The 18,592-nt window shown below is 73.9% G+C and carries 21 protein-coding genes and 1 tRNA gene; 10 read left to right on the top strand and 12 right to left on the bottom strand.

Annotation, left to right across the window (positions count from 1 at the left end; genetic code table 11):
- Positions 1-8: 8 nt before the first annotated feature.
- Positions 9-81 (top strand) — tRNA-Leu (locus tag Asera_RS11880).
- Between the two features lie 15 nt (positions 82-96).
- On the opposite strand, the gene Asera_RS11875 is transcribed toward Asera_RS11880, so the two are convergent.
- Positions 97-558, bottom strand: coding sequence for an SRPBCC family protein (locus tag Asera_RS11875; protein WP_030449170.1), 462 nt, complete (start codon positions 556-558; stop codon positions 97-99).
- A gap of 194 nt (positions 559-752) precedes the next feature.
- On the opposite strand from Asera_RS11875, the gene Asera_RS11870 reads away from it, so the two are divergent.
- Positions 753-1,385 (top strand): TetR/AcrR family transcriptional regulator, encoded by a 633-nt coding sequence (locus tag Asera_RS11870; protein ID WP_030449169.1) that lies wholly within the window; start codon positions 753-755, stop codon positions 1,383-1,385.
- A gap of 198 nt (positions 1,386-1,583) precedes the next feature.
- Here Asera_RS11870 and Asera_RS11865 read toward each other — a convergent pair whose 3' ends face one another.
- The 6 genes from Asera_RS11865 to Asera_RS33920 form a co-directional block, all read right to left on the bottom strand.
- On the bottom strand, positions 1,584-2,153 hold the full coding sequence (locus Asera_RS11865) for an HhH-GPD-type base excision DNA repair protein (protein WP_030449168.1): 570 nt from the start codon (positions 2,151-2,153) through the stop codon (positions 1,584-1,586).
- An 85-nt stretch (positions 2,154-2,238) separates the two neighbouring features.
- Positions 2,239-2,850: an RdgB/HAM1 family non-canonical purine NTP pyrophosphatase gene (gene rdgB, locus Asera_RS11860; RefSeq protein ID WP_030449167.1), complete on the bottom strand. Its 612-nt coding sequence runs from the start codon at positions 2,848-2,850 to the stop codon at positions 2,239-2,241.
- A complete protein-coding gene (gene rph / locus Asera_RS11855; protein WP_030449166.1) occupies positions 2,847-3,575 on the bottom strand; it encodes a ribonuclease PH in 729 nt (242 codons plus the stop codon). Before rph ends, rdgB begins: the two co-directional genes overlap by 4 nt.
- Before the next feature lie 32 nt (positions 3,576-3,607).
- Complete coding sequence (locus Asera_RS11850; protein WP_030449165.1) at positions 3,608-4,354, bottom strand: MBL fold metallo-hydrolase; 747 nt, start codon at positions 4,352-4,354, stop codon at positions 3,608-3,610.
- 143 nt (positions 4,355-4,497) lie between these two features.
- Positions 4,498-5,325: a glutamate racemase gene (murI, locus tag Asera_RS11845; RefSeq protein ID WP_051802914.1), complete on the bottom strand. Its 828-nt coding sequence runs from the start codon at positions 5,323-5,325 to the stop codon at positions 4,498-4,500.
- Between the two features lie 144 nt (positions 5,326-5,469).
- Positions 5,470-5,631, bottom strand: coding sequence for a zinc ribbon domain-containing protein (locus Asera_RS33920; protein ID WP_360872933.1), 162 nt, complete (start codon positions 5,629-5,631; stop codon positions 5,470-5,472).
- Positions 5,632-6,201: 570 nt separating this feature from the next.
- On the opposite strand from Asera_RS33920, the gene Asera_RS11835 reads away from it, so the two are divergent.
- On the top strand, positions 6,202-6,759 hold the full coding sequence (locus Asera_RS11835; RefSeq protein ID WP_157035133.1) for a hypothetical protein: 558 nt from the start codon (positions 6,202-6,204) through the stop codon (positions 6,757-6,759).
- Between the two features lie 43 nt (positions 6,760-6,802).
- Here Asera_RS11835 and Asera_RS11830 read toward each other — a convergent pair whose 3' ends face one another.
- The 5 genes from Asera_RS11830 to clpS form a co-directional block, all read right to left on the bottom strand.
- Entirely contained in the window at positions 6,803-7,753 is a 951-nt protein-coding gene (locus Asera_RS11830) for a PLP-dependent cysteine synthase family protein (protein WP_030449162.1), read from the bottom strand.
- A gap of 8 nt (positions 7,754-7,761) precedes the next feature.
- A complete protein-coding gene (locus Asera_RS11825; RefSeq protein ID WP_030449161.1) occupies positions 7,762-8,043 on the bottom strand; it encodes a MoaD/ThiS family protein in 282 nt (93 codons plus the stop codon).
- Positions 8,044-8,116: 73 nt separating this feature from the next.
- Positions 8,117-8,614 carry a M67 family metallopeptidase gene (locus tag Asera_RS11820; RefSeq protein WP_030449160.1) on the bottom strand — a complete coding sequence of 166 codons (498 nt, stop codon included), beginning with the start codon at positions 8,612-8,614 and terminating at the stop codon, positions 8,117-8,119.
- Positions 8,615-8,719: 105 nt separating this feature from the next.
- Positions 8,720-9,247 (bottom strand): DUF2017 family protein, encoded by a 528-nt coding sequence (locus tag Asera_RS11815; RefSeq protein ID WP_030449159.1) that lies wholly within the window; start codon positions 9,245-9,247, stop codon positions 8,720-8,722.
- The gene (clpS, locus tag Asera_RS11810; RefSeq protein WP_035298378.1) at positions 9,244-9,543 is read right to left on the bottom strand and encodes an ATP-dependent Clp protease adapter ClpS; all 300 of its coding nucleotides are present in this window, start codon (positions 9,541-9,543) and stop codon (positions 9,244-9,246) included. The genes Asera_RS11815 and clpS overlap by 4 nt, the downstream gene beginning before the upstream one ends.
- Before the next feature lie 198 nt (positions 9,544-9,741).
- Between clpS and Asera_RS11805 the strand changes: the two genes are divergently transcribed.
- The 7 genes from Asera_RS11805 to Asera_RS11775 are packed head-to-tail and all read left to right on the top strand — an operon-like array spanning position 9,742 to position 18,592.
- Positions 9,742-11,565: a 1-deoxy-D-xylulose-5-phosphate synthase gene (locus Asera_RS11805; RefSeq protein ID WP_030449157.1), complete on the top strand. Its 1,824-nt coding sequence runs from the start codon at positions 9,742-9,744 to the stop codon at positions 11,563-11,565.
- 12 nt (positions 11,566-11,577) lie between these two features.
- Positions 11,578-12,459, top strand: coding sequence for a squalene synthase HpnC (gene hpnC, locus Asera_RS11800; RefSeq protein WP_084132639.1), 882 nt, complete (start codon positions 11,578-11,580; stop codon positions 12,457-12,459).
- Positions 12,456-13,463, top strand: a complete 1,008-nt coding sequence (locus Asera_RS11795; protein ID WP_030449155.1) for a squalene/phytoene synthase family protein — start codon at positions 12,456-12,458, stop codon at positions 13,461-13,463. Before hpnC ends, Asera_RS11795 begins: the two co-directional genes overlap by 4 nt.
- A complete protein-coding gene (hpnE, locus tag Asera_RS11790) occupies positions 13,460-14,884 on the top strand; it encodes a hydroxysqualene dehydroxylase HpnE (RefSeq protein WP_211255768.1) in 1,425 nt (474 codons plus the stop codon). The genes Asera_RS11795 and hpnE overlap by 4 nt, the downstream gene beginning before the upstream one ends.
- Entirely contained in the window at positions 14,881-15,930 is a 1,050-nt protein-coding gene (locus tag Asera_RS11785) for a polyprenyl synthetase family protein (protein ID WP_030449153.1), read from the top strand. Before hpnE ends, Asera_RS11785 begins: the two co-directional genes overlap by 4 nt.
- Complete coding sequence (gene shc / locus Asera_RS11780) at positions 15,927-17,864, top strand: squalene--hopene cyclase (protein WP_051802913.1); 1,938 nt, start codon at positions 15,927-15,929, stop codon at positions 17,862-17,864. The genes Asera_RS11785 and shc overlap by 4 nt, the downstream gene beginning before the upstream one ends.
- On the top strand, positions 17,861-18,592 hold the full coding sequence (locus Asera_RS11775; protein ID WP_030449151.1) for a phosphorylase family protein: 732 nt from the start codon (positions 17,861-17,863) through the stop codon (positions 18,590-18,592). The genes shc and Asera_RS11775 overlap by 4 nt, the downstream gene beginning before the upstream one ends.

Genomic DNA, 18,592 nt, shown 5'->3' with positions numbered 1-18,592 from the left:
CGTACGCGGGGGCCGTAGCCCAACGGCAGAGGCACATGGTTTAGGTCCATGCCAGTGTGAGTTCGAATCTCACCGGCCCCACCCGGTCCGCCCCGGTCATGCCTCCGCGAGCGACCTGATCCGCTCCAGGCTGGCCCGGATGCCGGCCTCCAGCTCCTCGTCGTGGCTGTTCTGGCCGCCGAGGAAGGTGCGCGTGAACCAGGTGGCGAACGCGCCGACCCCGTCCGGGGTGCGCCGGGTCGAGGTCAGCTCGCATCCGGTGTCGGTCTCCCGCAGCGTGTAGCCCCACTGCGAACGGTTGGTGTCGACCCGCCAGGTGATCTCCCGCTCCGGCTCGAACCGGACCACCCGCGACAGCGTCGGCCACCGGGTGCTGCCGCGGCGGTTTAGTCCGAGCAGCCACGTGCCCCGGCGGACCCGACCGCCGATCGGAATCACCCGACGGCACTCCGGGGACCACTCGCCGGTACGTCGCACGTCGGCGACGACCCGCCACACGCTGGCGGCCGGTGCGGCGATGTCGATCGACGCCGCGAGCGTCCTGATCCGCTCGTCCATGCGCACTCCTGTCTCCTGTGTCGACTCCGGCGGCACGGCGCTCGGCCGGGGCGTGGGCGCTCGGGCCGGGCGCGCGGGCTCCGGCGGCAGCGCGGCAGACTCGGACCGGAACCTGCCGGCTCGCCTGGCGCGAGCCGGGCCGTGGCAATTAAGATACAGACAGCCTGTATGTAAATCAAGGAGGGCGCCGCCCCATGCCTTCGACCACCCCGAAGCCGGCCCGCCGAAGCCAACCCGAACGCTCCGCCGCCACCCGGGAGGCGCTCGTCACCGCGGCCCGGCCGCTGTTCGCGGCGCACGGCTTCGCCCACGTCGGTACCGAGGCGATCGTCGCCGCCGCGGCGGTGACCCGTGGCGCGATGTACCACCAGTTCGCCGACAAGACGGCGCTGTTCGCCGCGGTACTGGAGACGGTCGAGGCGGGCGTCGCGGAACACCTGGTCGAGCGGGTCAGCGCCGCCGGCGTCACCGAGCCGGTCGCCGCGATGCGGCTGGCCGCCCGCGCCTGGCTGGAAGCCTGCGCCGCGCCAGACGTGCGGCGCATCGTGCTCGTCGACGGCCCCTCGGTACTCGGCTGGACCCGCTGGCGCGCGCTCTGCCAGCGGTACGTGTTCCGGCTGGTGCACGACCTGCTCGCGGCCGCGATGGACACCGGTCGGGTACCCCGCCAGCCGGTCGTCCCGCTCACCCACCTGCTGCTCGGCGCCAGCGACGAGGCCGCCCTCTACGTCGCCGAGTCCGCCGACCCGGACGCGGCCAGGACGGAGATGATCGCCGCCCTCGACCACCTCATCAACGGCCTCACCACCCCGCACCCAGCGGAGTGACCAACCCTCCGCCACGGTGGCCACGCACCATGCCCGACGCCCACCCCACCGCCGTGGCGCACCGCAACCACCCTCGACGCCCACCGCACCCGACAAGGTGAACCGCGACAGGCCCCGACGCCCACCCAGCGACGTGGTCCACCGCAACCACTCTCGACGCCCACACCAGCGGGAGACCACCGCGCTCAGCAGGCGCGTTCAGCGCCTGCTGAGCTTCTGCTGCTTCTTGAAGGCGCGCACCTCGGCGAGCGACCTGTCGTCGACCACGTCCGCGATCGACCGGCGCGAGTTCGCGACGCCGTAGTCGCCGGCCGCCGCACGCCAGCCGGCCGGCCGCACGTCGAACTGCTTGCCGAGCAGGGCGAGGAAGATGCGCGCCTTCTGCTCACCGTAGCCGGGCAGCTTCTTCAACCGCTTCAGCACCGTCGCGCCGTCCGGGTCGCCGCTGGTCCACAGCGCCTCGGGCACCCCGTCGTACTCGGCCACCAGGTACCGGCAGAGCGCCTGGATGCGGCGGGCCATCGAGCCGGGGAACCGGTGCACGGCCGGCGGCTCGGAACACAGCGCCACGAACTCGTCCTCGTCGGCGTCCGCGATCGCCTCGGCGGACAGCTCGCCGAACCGGTCGGCGATCTTCTTCGGGCCGGCGAACGCGGTCTCCATCGGCACCTGCTGGTCCAGCAGCATGCCGATCAGCAGCGCCAGCGGTGAGTCGGCGAGCAGCGAGTCGGCCGCCGGCTCACCCGCCAGGTACACGGTGCGTCCCATACCCGCATCCTGCCACCGCGCGATGCACCCGGCAGCAGCTTGATCCAGCGCCGACCGGGCGCGGGCCCGAACCGGCGGCGACGGGTCAGCGAAGCTCGGCGGCGATGAGGTCGGCGAGGCCGCGGAACGCCTTGCCGCGGTGGCTGATCGCGTCCTTGTCGTCGGCGGACAGCTCGGCGGTGGTCTGCTCGTACCCGTCCGGGACGAAGATCGGGTCGTAGCCGAAGCCGTTCTCGCCCCGCGGCGCGCGGATGATGTGCCCGAGCATCCGGCCCTCGACGACCTGTTCCCGCCCGTCCGGCCAGACCAGCGCGGCGGCGCAGACGAACCCGCCGGCGCGGTGCTCGTCCGGTACGTCGGCGATCTGGTCGAGCACCAGCCGCAGGTTGGCCTCGTCGTTGCCGTGCCGGCCGGACCAGCGGGCGCTGAACACGCCGGGCATGCCGTTGAGCGCGTCGACCGTCAGACCGGAGTCGTCGGCGACCGTCGGCAGGCCGGTCTGCTGGGCACCCTCGCGCGCCTTGATCAGCGCGTTCTCGGCGAAGGTGAGACCCGACTCCGGCACCTCGGCGTACTCGTCGACGTCGTCCAGGCCGACCAGCTCGATCTGCTCGCCGGCGCTGGTGGCGGCGAGGATGCGGCGCAGCTCGACCAGCTTCTTCGCGTTCCGGCTGGCAAGCAGCAGGCGGGTGGTCACGACGCGAGCGCCTTCCGCTGCGCCTCGGCGAGCTGCACGCAGCCGGCGGAGGCCAGATCGAGCAGCTTGTCCAGCAGCGCCCGGTCGAACACGTCGTGCTCGCCGGTGCCCTGCACCTCGACGAACTCCCCGGTCCCGGTGCACACCACGTTCATGTCGACGTCGGCGCGCACGTCCTCCTCGTACGGCAGGTCGAGGCGCGGCTCGCCGTCGATGACGCCGACGCTGATCGCCGACACCGACCGGTGCAGCACCTTGCCCGGCGACGCGGCGAGGATGCGGCGCCCGCCCATCCAGGCGATCGCGTCGGCGAGCGCGACGTAGGCCCCGGTGATGGCGGCGGTGCGGGTGCCGCCGTCGGCCTGCAGCACGTCGCAGTCGAGCACGATCGAGTTCTCCCCGAGCGCCTTGAAGTCGAGGCAGGCACGCAGGCTGCGGCCGATCAGCCGGCTGATCTCCTGGGTGCGGCCGCCGATGCGGCCCTTGACGCTCTCCCGGTCGCCGCGGGTGTTCGTCGAGCGGGGCAGCATCGCGTACTCGGCGGTGACCCAGCCCTCACCGCTGCCCTTGCGCCAGCGCGGCACGCCCTCGGTGACGCTCGCGGTGCACAGCACCCGGGTGTCGCCGAACGACACCAGCACCGAGCCCTCCGGGTTCCTGGTCCAGCCGCGGGTCAGGGTCACCGGGCGCAACTCGTCGGCGTTTCGTCCGTCAGCTCGCGTCATGCGCCACACCCTACCGACGGGGACCGACAGGCTCAGACCTGGTACGACGCGCCCGGCCGGACCACCTCGGTCGGCCCGTCGTACTCCCCCGCCACCTCGTCGAGGGTCTGCGCCTCGGAGTGCCACGCCGGTACCAGGTGGGTCAGCAGCAGCCGGCCGACGTCGGCGCGGCGCGCGAACCCGCCGGCCTCCCGGCCGGTCAGGTGCAGGTCCGGCGGGTTCTGCCGGGTCTCCACGTAGCTCGCCTCGCACAGGAAGGTCTCGGCGCCGTCGGCGAGCTTCGTCAGCTGGTCGCACGACGCGGTGTCGGCGGAGTACGCGAGGGTCCGCCCGCCGTGCTCGATGCGCGCACCGAACGTCTCCACCGGGTGGTTCATCCGGTCCACGGTGAGCTCGAAGGGGCCGATGGTGCCGGTGCCCGGGGTGAGCGTGACGAACCGGTACACGTCGCCGAGCGGCTCGTCGCCGCCGTCGTAGACCTCCGACAGCCGCTGCTCGGTACCGGCCGGGCCGTACACCGGCAGCTGCGGATAGGGCCCACCCGGCCCGTACCGCCGGGCCACCACGTAGGAGGACGCGTCGAACATGTGGTCGCCGTGCAGGTGGCTCAGGAAGATCGCGTCGATCGAGTACGGGTCGACGTAGCGCTGCAGCGTCCCCAGCGAGCCGGTGCCGAAATCGACCAGCAACCGGAACCCCTCGGCCTCGACCAGGTAGGCAGAACACGGCGCCTCCGGACCCGGAAAGCTGCCGGCACAGCCGACGATGGTCAGTCTCACGTTGCTCTACCCCTTGCGTTGCCTGTCTGTGTCCGCGCCGCCGCGGGGACCACACCCACCGCGCGACCTGGCGCCTCGATCCTGTGTACGGACACCCGCCGGCGCCGAGGTTGTCCGGTGCCCCGCACCGGTGCTGCCGCCCGTCAGGACGCCAGCGAGACACCGCCGAACGCCGTCCCGTCCACCGACTCGGCCGTCGCCGCGGACAGCCCGAGGAACCGTCGGGCCAGCGCCTCGAACCGGTCCGGGTCGCCGGTGGAGAGGAACCGGTGCCGCGGCGCGTCCGCACCCTCGGCACGCAGCAGGTCTCCCTGAGTAAGAACGCGGTACACGTCCTTGGCCGTCTCATCGGCGCTGGAGACGAGTGTCACGCCGTCGCCCACCACCAGCCCGAGCAGGCCAGCGAGCAGCGGGTAGTGGGTACAGCCGAGCACCAGGGTGTCGACGTCGGCACGTTGCAGCGGTTCCAGGTACGACTGGGCCACGCCGAGCAGTTGCCGGCCGGTGGTGATCCCCCGCTCCACGAACGGGACGAACTGCGGGCAGGCGACGCTGTGCACCGAAACGCCGGGCGCCGCCGAGAAGGCATCCTCGTACGCGCCGGACGTGACGGTCATCGCGGTGGCGATCACGCCGATCCGGCCGTTGCGGGTGGCGGCCACCGCACGCCGCACCGCGGGCCGGATCACCTCCACCACCGGCACCCGGTAGCGCTCCCGGGCGTCGTGCAGGCACGCCGACGAGCCCGCGTTGCAGGCGATGACGAGCATCTTCACGCCCTGCTCGACCAGGTGGTCCAGCACGTCCAGGGCATAGCGCCGGACCTCGGCGATCGGGCGCGGCCCGTACGGCGCGTGCGCGGTGTCCCCGACGTAGAGCAGCTGTTCCGAGGGCAGCTGGTCGAGGATCGCGCGGGCCACCGTGAGGCCGCCGACACCGGAGTCGAAGATGCCGATGGGCGCGTCGGTCACGGGCGTGAGCCTAACCGCCCACGCCACACCGGGCCGTCCAGCGCAGCTGAATGTCGCGAACGTGACACTCCGTTGAGTCCTCCCCTCCGTGAGGAGAGGGGATTTCTGGTTCAGCTGCCTGCGGGAGCAGCGGCCCCGCAGGTGTTAGGCCTCGGCGCCAGCCGGGTCGAGACCAGCCCGGACCAACATCACGCGCGCAGAGTTCTTGTCCCTTGGGGACGACACTCCGCACACCGTGCAGGTGTAGGTACGTTCAGAAAGAGGAAGTGCGTGCCTGGTTCTCGCTCCGCACGTCGCGCAGTCCATCGACGAAGCCCGCACCGACCGGCGTTCCCTCAACTCCGAGATCATCCACCTACTCGAAGTCGCGCTTGCCCCGACCGACGGAGACAAGCCATCGCCGAGAGGACGGCCGCTCGGACGTGACGCGCTTCCTCCCTACCAGAAAGACCGAGCTTCCACACGACGGAAGACTGGTGACGGCGCGATTTGGGCGGCACCTCACGCACGTCCCGTCCACCGGACCTGACATGCTGGGCCACGGCACCCGCCACGGCACCGTACCGGTGGCGCGCTTCGCGCGGCCGGGCCCGGCGCCGACCGACATACGGAAGAATCGGACGCGTGACTTCGCAGCCAACAAGCAGCGACAGCGCCGGCAGCGGCGACCAGCGGCCCGCGGCATCCGCCGGCGGTACGCCACCCCCGCCGCCGACCGGCCCGATGCCGGTGTGGCCGCAGGAACCCGCCGCGCCGCCCGCCGGTCCCGGCCCCGTTCCCGGGCCCGGTCCAGTCAGCGGCCCCGGTCCCGGCTCCGCGCCGGACCCGACCATGACCGGATCCGCCACGCCCCCCGCACCCCACGGTGCGGGGCCGGTGCTGCCACCGACCAGCGCTGGGCCGATGCCGGGCAACACCGGGCCGATGCCGGGCAACACCAGGCCGATGCCGGGCAACGCCGGGGTGATGCCGGGCAACGCCGCACCGCGCGGCGCCACGCCGGTCATGGTCGCGCCGGGCGCCGGGATCGGTACGACGCAGAGCATCCCGGTGGCGGCCGATCATGCGCCCGGCGTGCCGCGGCGCGACGCGGTGCTCGGGTTGATGGGTCAACCGGCGCAGCCGCAGTCGCAGCCGTTGCTCGCCAAGCGGACCGGGTCGCCCCGGATGCGGGCCCTCGGGCTCGCCGCGGTGTGGGCGGTGCTGCTCTGCCTGGGCGGCCTCGTCTGCGGAACCTGGGGCCTGATCGCGATCCTCAGCGGGGTGACCCCCAGCTGGTACGAACCGACGATCGTGGTCGTCGGGGTCTTCGGGCTGGCGCTCGCCGCGGCGGCGTTCCCGCTGGCGGAGCGGCGGCTGGTGCCCTGGGCGCTGCTCGGCGGCAGCACCGTGACGCTGGTCGTCGGCTACGTCCTCACCGCGTCCGCGTCCTGATCGGTCCCCGGCGCCGGCAACGCCCGGCGCCGGGACTCGCGCGTCAGGCCCAGAGCTGGCCCTCGAGGGACGTCTCGGCCTCCGCGAGGGTGCCCGAGTAGGCGCCGGTCGACAGGTACTTCCAGCCGCCGTCGGCGACGACGAACGCCACGTCGGCGTCCTCCCCCGCCTGGTGCGCCTGGTGCGCCACCGCGAGCGCGGCGTGCAGCACCGCGCCGGTGGACGGCCCGGCGAAGACCCCCTCGACCTCCATCAGCTGCCGGGTGCGCAGCAGCGCGTCCCGGGTACCGACGGAGAATCGGCGGGTGAGCACGGTCGCGTCGTACAGCTCGGGGACGTAACCCTCGTCGATGTTGCGCAGCCCGTACACCAGCTCGCCGTAGCGGGGCTCGGCGGCGATGATCTGGATGTCCGGCTGCTTCTCCCGCAGGTACCGGCCGGTGCCCATCAGGGTGCCGGTGGTGCCGAGTCCGGCGACGAAGTGCGTGATCGTCGGCAGGTCGCGCAGCAGCTCCGGGCCGGTCGTCTCGAAGTGCGCCCGCGCGTTCGCCTCGTTGCCGTACTGGAAGAGCATCACCCAGTCGGGGTGCTCGGCGGCGAGCTGCTTGGCCATCGCGACCGCCTGGTTGGAGCCGCCGGCGGCCGGCGAGGAGATGATCTCCGCGCCGTACATGGTGAGGATCTGCCGGCGCTCGACCGAGGTGTTCTCCGGCATCACGCAGACCAGCCGGTAGCCGCGCAGCTTCGCCACCATGGCCAGCGCGATGCCGGTGTTTCCGCTGGTCGGCTCCAGGATGGTGTCGCCGGGGCGGAGCGTGCCGGCCCGCTCCGCCGCCTGCACCATGTACAGCGCGGCCCGATCCTTGACGCTGCCCGTCGGGTTGCGGTCCTCCAGCTTCGCCCACAGCCGTACGTTCGGCGCCGGGGACAGCCGGGGCAGGCCGACGAGCGGCGTGTCACCGCACGCGTCGAGCAGCGAGTCGTACCGGGACACGGCGCGGCCTAGCGGGCGCCGCCGGCGACGGCCGGCAGGATCGTCACCGAGTCGCCGTCGGCCAGCGAGGTGGACAGCGCCCCGGTGAACCGGACGTCCTCGTCGTTGACGTACACGTTGACGAAGCGGTGCAGGCCGCCGTCGTCGGTGATCAGCCGGCCGCGCAGGCCGGGGTGGCGGGCGTCCAGGTCGGTGATGACCTCCGACAGCGAACTACCGGACGCCTCGACGCTCTTCGCGCCGCCGGTGTAGCTGCGCAGGATGGTCGGGATGCGGACCTCGATGGCCATGGGGGCACTCCTTGCGTGGGCAGGACGACAAAACTGAAGAAGGGCGAAACCGTGACGAGTGGCGCGACGCCGCTCAGGCGTCTGCGGAACAGTCGTAGACGACCGACGTCGGGGTGTGCCCGAACTTGTACGACTGGACCGGGTCGGCGTCGTCGACGACCTCGACCGGCTCCTCGGTGACCACACCGTCGACGATCCGGAACGAGCGGAACTCGACCGAGTCCGGCTCCCGCGTGCTGACCAGCACGTAGTGCGGGTCGGGCAGCATCGTCGCGTACTCCGCGGCGCGGTTGACGTCGGTACGCGACGGGAACGCCTCGGTGGCCGTGTGCGAGTGGTAGATGACGACGGGCTCCTCGTCCCGGTCGTCCAGCTCCAGGTAGACCCGCCGCCACTCGTCGCCCTCGAACCGGTAGCCGGTCATGGACCGCTCGGCGTTGAGCATGGGGACGAAGCGAACGGCGTCGTCGGAGCCGGCCGGACCGGCCACGATGCCGCACGCCTCGTCCGGGTGGTCCCGGCGGGCGTGCTCGACGATCGCGTCCCGAACGGAGCGGCCCAGCCTCAGCACGCCTCCAGCCTAGCCGGCATTCGACCGACACCGGGAGTGGCACGTCTCACCAGGGGGCGCCAAACCGGGACGCACCGGACGCGCAGCGGCACCGACCCGGCGTTCTCAGTACCGCCAGCCGGTGAGGGCGACGAGCAGGGCGTCCTGCACCTCGCCGGCGACCACGTAGGCGAGCAGCTGGGCGGCCCGCGGCGAGGACGGGTCGCGGCGGATCTCGCCGTCCAACTCCTCGGCGAGGTCGGTGTCGGCCTCCACCTCCAGCCGGCTGCCGAGCAGCAACCGGATGTCGTTGAGACCGCGCAGCCAGACGCTCGCCGCCTCGTCGTCGAGCCGTACCTCGCCGCCGTCGGCCGGCAGCGTGTCCAGGATCAGCCGGGCCGCGGAGAGCTTGTCGCTGCGCAGCTCGCTCTCGGTGAGCCGGCGCAGCTCCGCCGAGTCGCCCGGCGAGTCGGGGTACACGTCGGGGAACAGCCGGGCCAGCCCCGGGTCGGTGCGGTCGACCGGGTGGTCGAGCACGTCGCTGCTCTGCCGGACCAGCTCGCGCAGCACCGTCGCGTACTCGGGCGCGAACGAACCGACCAGCTGGTCGCCGTCACGGACAAACAGGGTGAACTCCCCGGGCTGCTCGGTCATTGCTGTTCGACGGTCGCCCACAGGCCGTACGAGTGGAGCCGGCGCGCGTCGAACTCCATCCGCTCCCGGGCGCCGGTGGACACCGCGGCGCGACCCTTGGTGTGCACGTCGAGCATCAGCTTCTCCGCCTTCGGCTTCGGATAGCCGAACAGCTTGACGAACACCCAGGTCACGTACGTCATCATGTTGACCGGGTCGTCCCAGACGACGGTGACCCACGGCCGGTCGGCGTCCGGCCGCTCGGCGACCTCGGTCTCCTCGACCGGCAGCGTCGCGGTCTGGCTCTCGCTACTCATGGCCCCTCCGTGCGCCCCACGTCTCCATGGTGCCACCCGGACGTTCGGGTGCAGACCGTCGGGCGGGCGGGCCGGCCGGGCGGAAATCTCCGCCGGGTCGAGGAATTCGCAAGATCGATGATATTGGCGGCCGGCGCGGGTACATCTGACGGTGAGACACGTGCACACCACCCAGGCGCCGAACCCGCGGAGGCAGCGATGGCTCTGCTCGAGTCGATCACCGAGCCGGCGGACCTCCGCCGGCTCGCTGCCGCTCAGCTCACCGAGCTGGCCGGCGAGATCCGGGAATTCCTGATCCGCGCGGTGTGCCATACCGGCGGACATCTGGGGCCGAACCTCGGCGTGGTCGAGCTGACCATCGCGCTGCACCGGGTGTTCGGTTCCCCGTTCGACCGGCTGGTGTTCGACACCGGCCACCAGTCGTACGTGCACAAGCTGCTCACCGGCCGTCGGGCCGGTTTCGCCGGGCTGCGCCAGGAGGGCGGCCTGTCCGGCTATCCCAGCCGGGCCGAGTCGGTACACGACCTGGTGGAGAACTCGCACGCGTCCACCGCGCTGTCCTACGCCGACGGTCTGGCCAAGGCGTTCGCGCTGGACGGCTCGGACCGCCGGGTCGTCGCGGTGATCGGGGACGGCGCGCTGACCGGTGGGCTGGCCTGGGAGGCGCTGAACAACCTGGGTGGCTGCGACCGGCCGGTGGTCGTGGTGCTCAACGACAACGGCCGCTCGTACGAGCCGACGGTCGGCGGGCTCGCCGGCCAGCTCGCCGCCTCCCGCCGGCGCAGCGGGTACGGCGACGTGCTGGCCCTGCTGGAGGGCGGCCACGAGCGACCGGCGCCGCCGACGCCGAGCGAACTGTTCGGCGGGCTCGGGCTCGGCTATCTCGGGCCGGTCGACGGGCACGACATCGCGGCGCTGGAGCGCGCGTTCGCGGCGGCCCGGGAGTACGGCCGGCCGGTGGTGGTGCACTGCCTGACCCGCAAGGGCCTCGGGTACGGGCCGGCGGAGACCGACGACGCGGACCGGCTGCACTCGATCGGCGTGGTCGACCCGGCGACCGGTACCCCGGTGAAGTCGGAGCGCACCTGGACGCACGCGTTCTCCGACGAGCTGGTCGCGCTCGGCTCGGAACGGGCGGACGTGGTGGCGGTGTCGGCGGCGATGGTCCGGCCGACCGGGCTGTACCCGTTCGCGGTGAAGTTCCCGGACCGGGCCTACGACGTGGGCATCGCCGAGCAGCACGCGGTGACCTCGGCGGCGGGACTGGCGATGGGCGGCAAGCACCCGGTCGTCGCGATCTACGCGACGTTTCTCAACCGGGCGTTCGACCAGGTGATGACGGACGTCGGGCTGCACCGGCTGCCGGTCACGTTCGTGCTGGACCGGGCCGGGGTGACCGGGCCGGACGGGCCGAGCCACCACGGCATGTGGGACATGGCCGCGCTCGGTGTCGTACCGGGGCTGCGGCTCGCCGCGCCGCGCGACGCCGGGACGCTGCGCGAGGAGTTGCGCGAGGCGGTCGACGTCGCCGACGGGCCGACCGTGCTGCGGTTCCCGAAGGCGTCGCTGTCCGACGACATCCCGGCCCTGCACCGGGCCGGCGGGGTCGACCTGCTGCGCCGGCCGGAGCGGCCGGACATCCTGCTCGTCTCGGTCGGGGTACTGGCCGGTGCCGCGCTCGCCGCCGCGGACGAACTGGCCGCGCTCGGCCACCGGGTCACCGTGGTCGATCCGCGCTGGGTCCACCCCGCCCCGCCGGTACTGGCCGAGCTGGCCGCCGAGCACCGGCTGGTCGTCACCGTCGAGGACGGGGTACGCGAGGGCGGCGCCGGCGCGGCGATCGCGGCGCTGCTCGCCGACGCCGGGGTCGAGGTGCCGGTGCGCGTGCTCGGTCTGCCACGCGAGTTCCTGCCGCACGCCGGCCGCGGCAGCCTGCTCTCCCGGTACGGGTTGGACGCGGCCGGCATCGCCGCCGCCACGCTCGACTCCCTCGGCCGCATTCCCACCGCGACGACTGCCTGATCGGTTGACTTCATGACCACTGCGCACCCCGACGACATCTCGGACGGCACCGGGCCCGAACGGCTCGCGGTGACGGCGGATCCGACCACCCAGGCCGGGGCGGAGAACTTCCCGGTGGCGCTGCGGGTGCTGCCCGCGGCGCCGCGGCGGCACCTGCTCGCGATCTACGGGTACGCCCGGATGGTCGACGACATCGGCGACGAGTACGTCGGGGACCGGATCGCCCGGCTCGACGAGGTGGAGCAGGAACTGCGCGGGCTGTACGCTGGCCGGCCGGCGAGCGAGCGGGTGCTGCGCGACCTGGCGCCGACGATCGAGGCGTGCGGGATCCCGGCCGACGTGCTGGTGCGGCTGATCGAGGCGAACCGGGTCGATCAGGTGGTCGCCCGGTACGCCACGTTCGACCAGCTGGCCGACTACTGCACCCTGTCCGCGAACCCGGTCGGCGAGCTGGTGCTGCACGTGTTCGGCCGGCACACCGCGACCCGGGTCGCGCTGTCCGACCGGATCTGCACCGCGCTGCAGATCGTCGAGCACCTGCAGGACATCGCCGAGGACCACCGCGCCGGCCGGGTGTACCTGCCGCAGGAGGACCTGGACCGGTTCGGCGTCAGCGAGGCGGATCTGGCCGCGCCGCGGGCGAACACCGCGCTGCGCGACCTGGTGGCGTACGAGGCGGAGCGGGCCGCGGCCTGGTTGGCCGCCGGCGAACCGCTGCTGGGCTCGCTGCACGGGTTCGCCCGGCTCGCGGTCAGCGGCTACGCGGCGGGCGGCCGGGCCGCGCTCGCCGCGCTCGCCCGCAGCGGGTACGACCCGCTGCCCGGCCCGCCGAAGGCGAGCAAGGCAATGGTGGTGGGTGCGCTGCTGCGCATCACGTTCGGGAGGCGTGCATGACAGTCATCGAGGCCGCGTACCAGCACTGCGAGCAGGTCACCCGCACCGAGGCCCGGAACTTCTCGTACGGGATCCGGCTGCTGCCGCCGGACCAGCGGCGGGCGCTGTCCGCCGTGTACGCGCTGGCCCGGCGGATCGACGACATCGGCGACGGTACGGGCAGCGTCGACGAGCGGCTCGCCGGCCTCGCCGCGGTCCGGGCCGACCTGAAGCTGCTGGCCGACCCGGACGCCGAACCGCACGATCCCGTGCTGTACGCGCTGATCGACGCGGCCCGCCGCTTCCCGATCCCGCTGTCCTGCTTCGACGAGCTGATCGACGGCTGCGAGGCCGACGTGCGCGGCACCAGCTACCGCACGCTGGCCGACCTGGTCGGCTACTGCCGCCAGGTGGCCGGCTCGGTGGGCCGGCTGTCGCTCGGCGTCTTCCTCGGATCGGACGCGCCGGTGGCGCCGGACGGGTCGCACCGGGTCACGGTCGGCGCGCCACTGCCGATCGAGGAGATGCTCGGCCTGGCGCCGGAGCCGGCCACCGCGGACTCGCTCACCGACGCCGAACTGGCCGACGTGCTCGGCGTCGCGTTGCAGCTGACGAACATCCTGCGCGACGTGCTGGAGGATCGCCGCAACGACCGGATCTACCTGCCCAAGCAGGATCTGCAGCGGTTCGGGGTCCGGCTCCGGCTCTCCGACTCCGAGCGCGACGGGGTCGGCTTCGACGACGAGCGGGCGGCGCTCGCCGGCCTGATCCGGTTCGAAGCGGCGCGGGCCGGCCGCTGGTACACGATCGGCCTGCAGCTACTGCCCCGGCTCGACCACCGCTCCGCGGCCTGCACCGGCGCGATGGCCGGGATCTACCACGCGCTGCTGCGCCGGATCTGGCGCGACCCGCTCGCGGTCACGCACGGGCGGATGTCGCTGCCGGGCCGGCAGAAGGCGCTCGTCGCCGGCCGCGCGCTGCTGCCGCGCCGCGCCCGGCGGCGCGGCACCGCGGGGGTGTCGTGACCGCACAGCGCTACGACGTCGCGGTGGTCGGCGGTGGCCTTGCCGGCATCGCCGCCGCAATCCGGCTCGCCGACGCCGGCGCCACGGTCGCGATGCTGGAGGGCCGGCCGCGGCTCGGCGGCGCCACCTACTCGTTCCGGCGCGGCGAGCTGACCGTGGACACCGGGCAGCACGTGTTCCTGCGCTGCTACACCGACTACCTGGCGCTGCTGCGCCGGCTCGGTACCGCCGACCGGGTCGAGCTGCAGGACCGGTTCGACGTGCCGGTACTGGCGCCGGGCCGCCCCGTGCACCGGCTACGCCGTACCCGCGGGCTGCCGGCGCCGCTGCACCTGCTGCCGGCGCTGCTCGGGTACGCGCCGCTGACGGTCACCGAACGCCTCCGCGCGCTGCGCGCCGCCGCGGCGCTGCGGTTCGTCGACCCGGACGCGCCGGCGTCCGACGAGCGCAGCCTGGGCGAGTTCTTCGCCGCGCAGCACCAGTCGCCGGACACGGTGCGCCGGCTGTGGGAGCTCGTCGCGGTGTCCGCGCTGAACGTCGGGCCGGACGGCGCGTCGCTGGCGCTCGCCGCCCGGGTCTTCCGGACCGGGCTGTTGACCTCGGCGCGCGCGGGCGACATCGGCCGGCCCCGAGTCGGGCTGTCCGCGCTGCACGCCGACCCGGCGGCACGGGTACTGGGCGAGCTCGGCACCACCGTCCGTACCCGCTGCAAGGTGGAGCGGATCGTCCGGTCCGGCACCGAATTCCTGCTGTCCACTTCGGACGGTGAGGTGCTCGCCCGGTCGGTGGTGCTGGCGGTGCCGCACCCGGCCGCCGCCCGGCTGGTACCGGCCGGCGCCGTCGAGGCGGCCCAGCGCTGGGCCGAACTGTCCGCCACCGCGATCGTCAACGTGCACCTGCTGTACGACCGCCCGGTCACCGAACACGGCTTCGCCGCGGCGATCGACTCGCCGGTGCAGTGGCTGTTCGACCGGACCCGGGAGTCCGGGCTGCGCTCCGGCCAGTACCTCGCGGTCTCGCTGTCGGCGGCCGACGCGCTGCTGCGGCGACCGGCGGCCGAGCTGATCGCCGAGCAGCGGGACGCGCTCGCCGCGCTGCTGCCGGGCGCCCGCGGTGCGCAGCTGACCGACGCGTTCGTGACCCGGGAGCCGCGCGCGACGTTCCGCCAGGCACCCGGGACCCGCGCGCTGCGGCCGGCCACCCGTACCGCACTGCCCGGCCTGGCGCTGGCCGGCGCCTGGGTCGGCACCGGCTGGCCGGACACGATGGAAGGCGCGGTCCGCAGCGGCAACGCGGCGGCCGACGCGATCGCCGACCACCTCGGCAGCTCAGCCGAGAATCCCCGATCCCCGACTCACCTCGGAGGCAGCATCATGAGCACAGCCCGGGCCGGCGCCAGCGACGCGGAGCCGGCGCGATGACGGCGACCATACCGGAGAGCCTCGGTGCGCTGCGGGCGCTGGTCGAGCCGTCGATCCGGGGCGCGATCGACCGGCTCGATTCGCACTGCCGCCTGGTCTCCGGCTACCACCTCGGGTACTGGCAGGTCGACGGGACGCCGACCGACGGCGGCGGCAAGGGCATGCGGGCGGCGTTCACGCTGCTCGGGGCGCGCGCCGCGGGTGCCCGACCGGACCGCGCGGTGCCGGCCGCCGCCGCGGTCGAACTGGTGCACAACTACTCGCTGCTGCACGACGACGTGATGGACCGCGACGCCGAGCGGCGGCACCGGCCGTCGGCGTGGGCGGCGTACGGCGAAGCGGATGCGATCCTCGCCGGCGACGCGCTGCTGGGGCTGGCGTTCGAGCTGCTCGCCGAGGCGGCCGAGCCGACCGCGACCTGGGCGCTTCGTACCCTGTCGGTGACGGTACGGCGGCTGGTCGCCGGGCAGACCGCGGACCTGCGCTTCGAGCGCCGCGACGACGTGACGCTGGACGAGTGCCTGGAGATGGTGCGCGGCAAGACCGCGGCGCTGTTCGCCTGCTCCTGCTCGATCGGCGCGATGCTGTGCGACGCGCCGGCCGAGACCACGCTGCGCCTCGCCCGGTACGGCGAGCACCTCGGCGTGGCGTTCCAGCTCGTCGACGACCTGCTCGGCATCTGGGGCACGCCCGAGGTGACCGGCAAGCCGGTGCTGCACGACCTGCAGTCGCGCAAGAAGTCGATCCCGGTGGTGTACGCGCTGGGTGCCGGCGTCGCCGCGGCCGACCGGCTGCGCGAGCTGTACCTCGCGCCCGGCGAGCTGACCGGCGAGCAGCTCGCCGAGGCCGCGGCGCTGGTCGAGGCGGCGGGCGGCCGGTCGTGGACCGAACACGAGGCGGGCCGCCAGCTCGACCTGGCGCTGGCCCAGCTCGACGAGATCGACGAGCTCGCCGGCGGCGACGACGCGGCACCCGCGCCGCTGCCGGCCGACGTCCGGGCCGAGCTGATCGACCTCGCGCACTTCGTCACGGGGCGGGACCGATGACCGTACAGGCTCAGTCCACTTTGGACGCTGCCGGGGCGGCGCTGGACCGTGCCGTGGCGTGGCTGCGCGAGCACCAGACCGCGGACGGCTGGTGGAAGGGCAACATGGAGACCAACGTGACGATGGACGCCGAGGACCTGCTGATGCGGCAGTTCCTCGGCATCCGTACCGCGGAGCAGACCGCGGCGTCGGCGCGCTGGATCCGGTCCAAGCAGCGCGACGACGGCACCTGGGCGGCGTTCCACGGCGGCCCGGCCGACCTGTCCACCACGGTCGAGGCGTACCTGGCGCTCAAGCTGGCCGGCGACGGCGTCGACGCGCCGCACATGGCCGCCGCCCGCGGGTACGTCGTGTCGCACGGTGGTCTCGAATCGAGCCGGGTGTTCACCCGGATCTGGCTGGCGCTGTTCGGCGAGTGGCCGTGGCAGCTGGTACCGGTGATCCCGCCGGAGATCGTGTTCCTGCCGCCGTCCGCGCCGCTGTCGCTGTACAGCTTCGGATGCTGGGCCCGGCAGACCGTGGTGCCGATCGCGGTGCTGCGGGCGCTGCAACCGCGCCGGCGGCTCGGCGTCTCGCTGGCCGAGCTGCGGGCCGGGTCACCGCCGCCCACCCCGCCGCGGGCGCTGTCCGTACCGGGGCTGTTCCACCTGCTCGACCGCCAGGTACTGATCGGGTACGAGCGGCATCCGATCCGGCCGCTGCGCCGGCTCGCCCTGGCCCGCTGCGCCGAGTGGATGATCGCCCGGCAGGAGGCGGACGGCGGCTGGGGCGGCATCCAGCCGCCGTGGGCGTACGGGCTGATGGCGCTCGACGCGCTCGGCTACCCGTTGGACCATCCGGTACAGCGGGCGGCGCTGTCCGGGCTGGACGGTTTCACCGTGCACGAGGACTCCCCCGCCGGGCCGGTGCGGTGGATGGAGGCGTGCCAGTCACCGGTGTGGGACACCTGCCTCGCGGTCACCGCGCTCGCCGACGCCGGCGTTGCGGCCGACGATCCGGCGCTGACCAGGGCCGGCCGGTGGCTGGTGGGCGAGGAGATCCGGCGTACCGGCGACTGGGCGGTGCGCCGGCCCGGGCTCGCACCGAGCGGCTGGGCGTTCGAGTTCGCCAACGACGGGTACCCGGACACCGACGACACCGCCGAGGTGATCCTCGCGCTGCGCCGGATCCGTTCCGGCGCGGCCGATGCGCGGGACCGGCGGGCCACGATCGGCCGCGCGGTACGGTGGCTGGCCGGGATGCAGTCGTCCGACGGCGGCTGGGGCGCGTTCGACGCCGACAACACCTCCAGCATCCCGGCACAGATCCCGTTCGCCGACTTCGGCGCGATGACCGACCCGCCGTCCGCGGACGTCACCGCGCACGTGGTGGAGTGCCTGTGCGCCGAGGGCATGGCGACCGATCCGGTGGTGCGCCGCGGCGTCGACTGGTTGCTGCGCCACCAGGAGGACGACGGTTCCTGGTACGGGCGGTGGGGCGCCAACTACGTGTACGGCACCGGCGCGGTGCTGCCGGCGCTGGTGGCGGCCGGGCTCACCCCGGACGATCCGCGAATCCGGCGGGCGGTGCGCTGGCTGTCGGCGCACCAGAACCCGGACGGCGGCTGGGGCGAGGATCTGCGCTCGTACCGCGACGATGCCTGGCGCGGCCGCGGCGAGTCGACCCCGTCGCAGACCGCGTGGGCGCTGCTCGCGCTGGACGCGGCCGGCGCCGGCGCCGGCGCGGAGGCTCGCCGGGGTGCCGGTTACCTGGCCCAGACGCAGAACCCGGACGGCTCCTGGGACGAGGACTTCTTCACCGGGACCGGTTTCCCCGGCGACTTCTATCTCAGCTACAAGCTGTACCGGATGGTGTTCCCGGTCAGCGCGCTCGGCCGGATCCTCGGCCGGGTCACGCCGGCACCGGACGGCGACGGCGCAGGGGCGGTGCGATGACCGTACTGCTCGCCCCGATGCGCGCGGAGGCCCGCGCCCTGCGCCGCGGCGCCGCGCGCACCGGCCCACCCGGCGGCGCCGACCCGGCCGGCACCGGTATGGCCCTGTCGGCCGGCGTCGGCACGGCCGGCGTCGAGCCGGCCGGCACCGGTGCGCCCCTGCCACCCCGCCCGGCCGGCGCCGGCGCGGCGGCGGTGCTGCACACCGGGGTCGGCCCGGGACGGGCGGCGCGCGCCGCGGCCCGGCTGGCCGGCCACGGCGTGGTCGTCGCCGGGGTCGGCGGCGGCCTGGTCGCCTCGCTGCACACCGGCGACGTGGTCCTGGCCGACAAGGTCCGCGGCCCCGACGGTGCCCCGGTCCGCCTCGACGGCACGGCGCAGCTCGCCGCGCTGCTGCGCGCCGCCGGCTGCACCGTCCACATCGGACCGGTCGCCAGCCGGCGCCGGCTCGTGGCCGGTACCGCGCGCGACCGGCTCGCCGGCACCGGCGCGCTCGTCGCCGACACCGAGTCGTACTGGCTGCTGTCCGGCCCGGCGCGTCCGGTGGGCTGCCTGCGGGTGGTCGCCGACTGCGCGCCGGGGCCGGTGTTCGGCCCGGCCACCCTGTGGCACCTGCGTACCGCGCTGCGCCGGCTGCGGGACCTGGCCGAGGTGCTCGCCGGTTGGGCCGCGACGGCCGGCCCGGCAGTCCGGAACGAATCACACCAACCCCTCAAGGAGGTGCGCTGA

This window comes from Actinocatenispora sera, assembly GCF_018324685.1.
Taxonomy (GTDB): Bacteria; Actinomycetota; Actinomycetes; order Mycobacteriales; family Micromonosporaceae; genus Actinocatenispora; species Actinocatenispora sera.
This window is presented reverse-complemented; position numbering and strand designations above follow the sequence as displayed.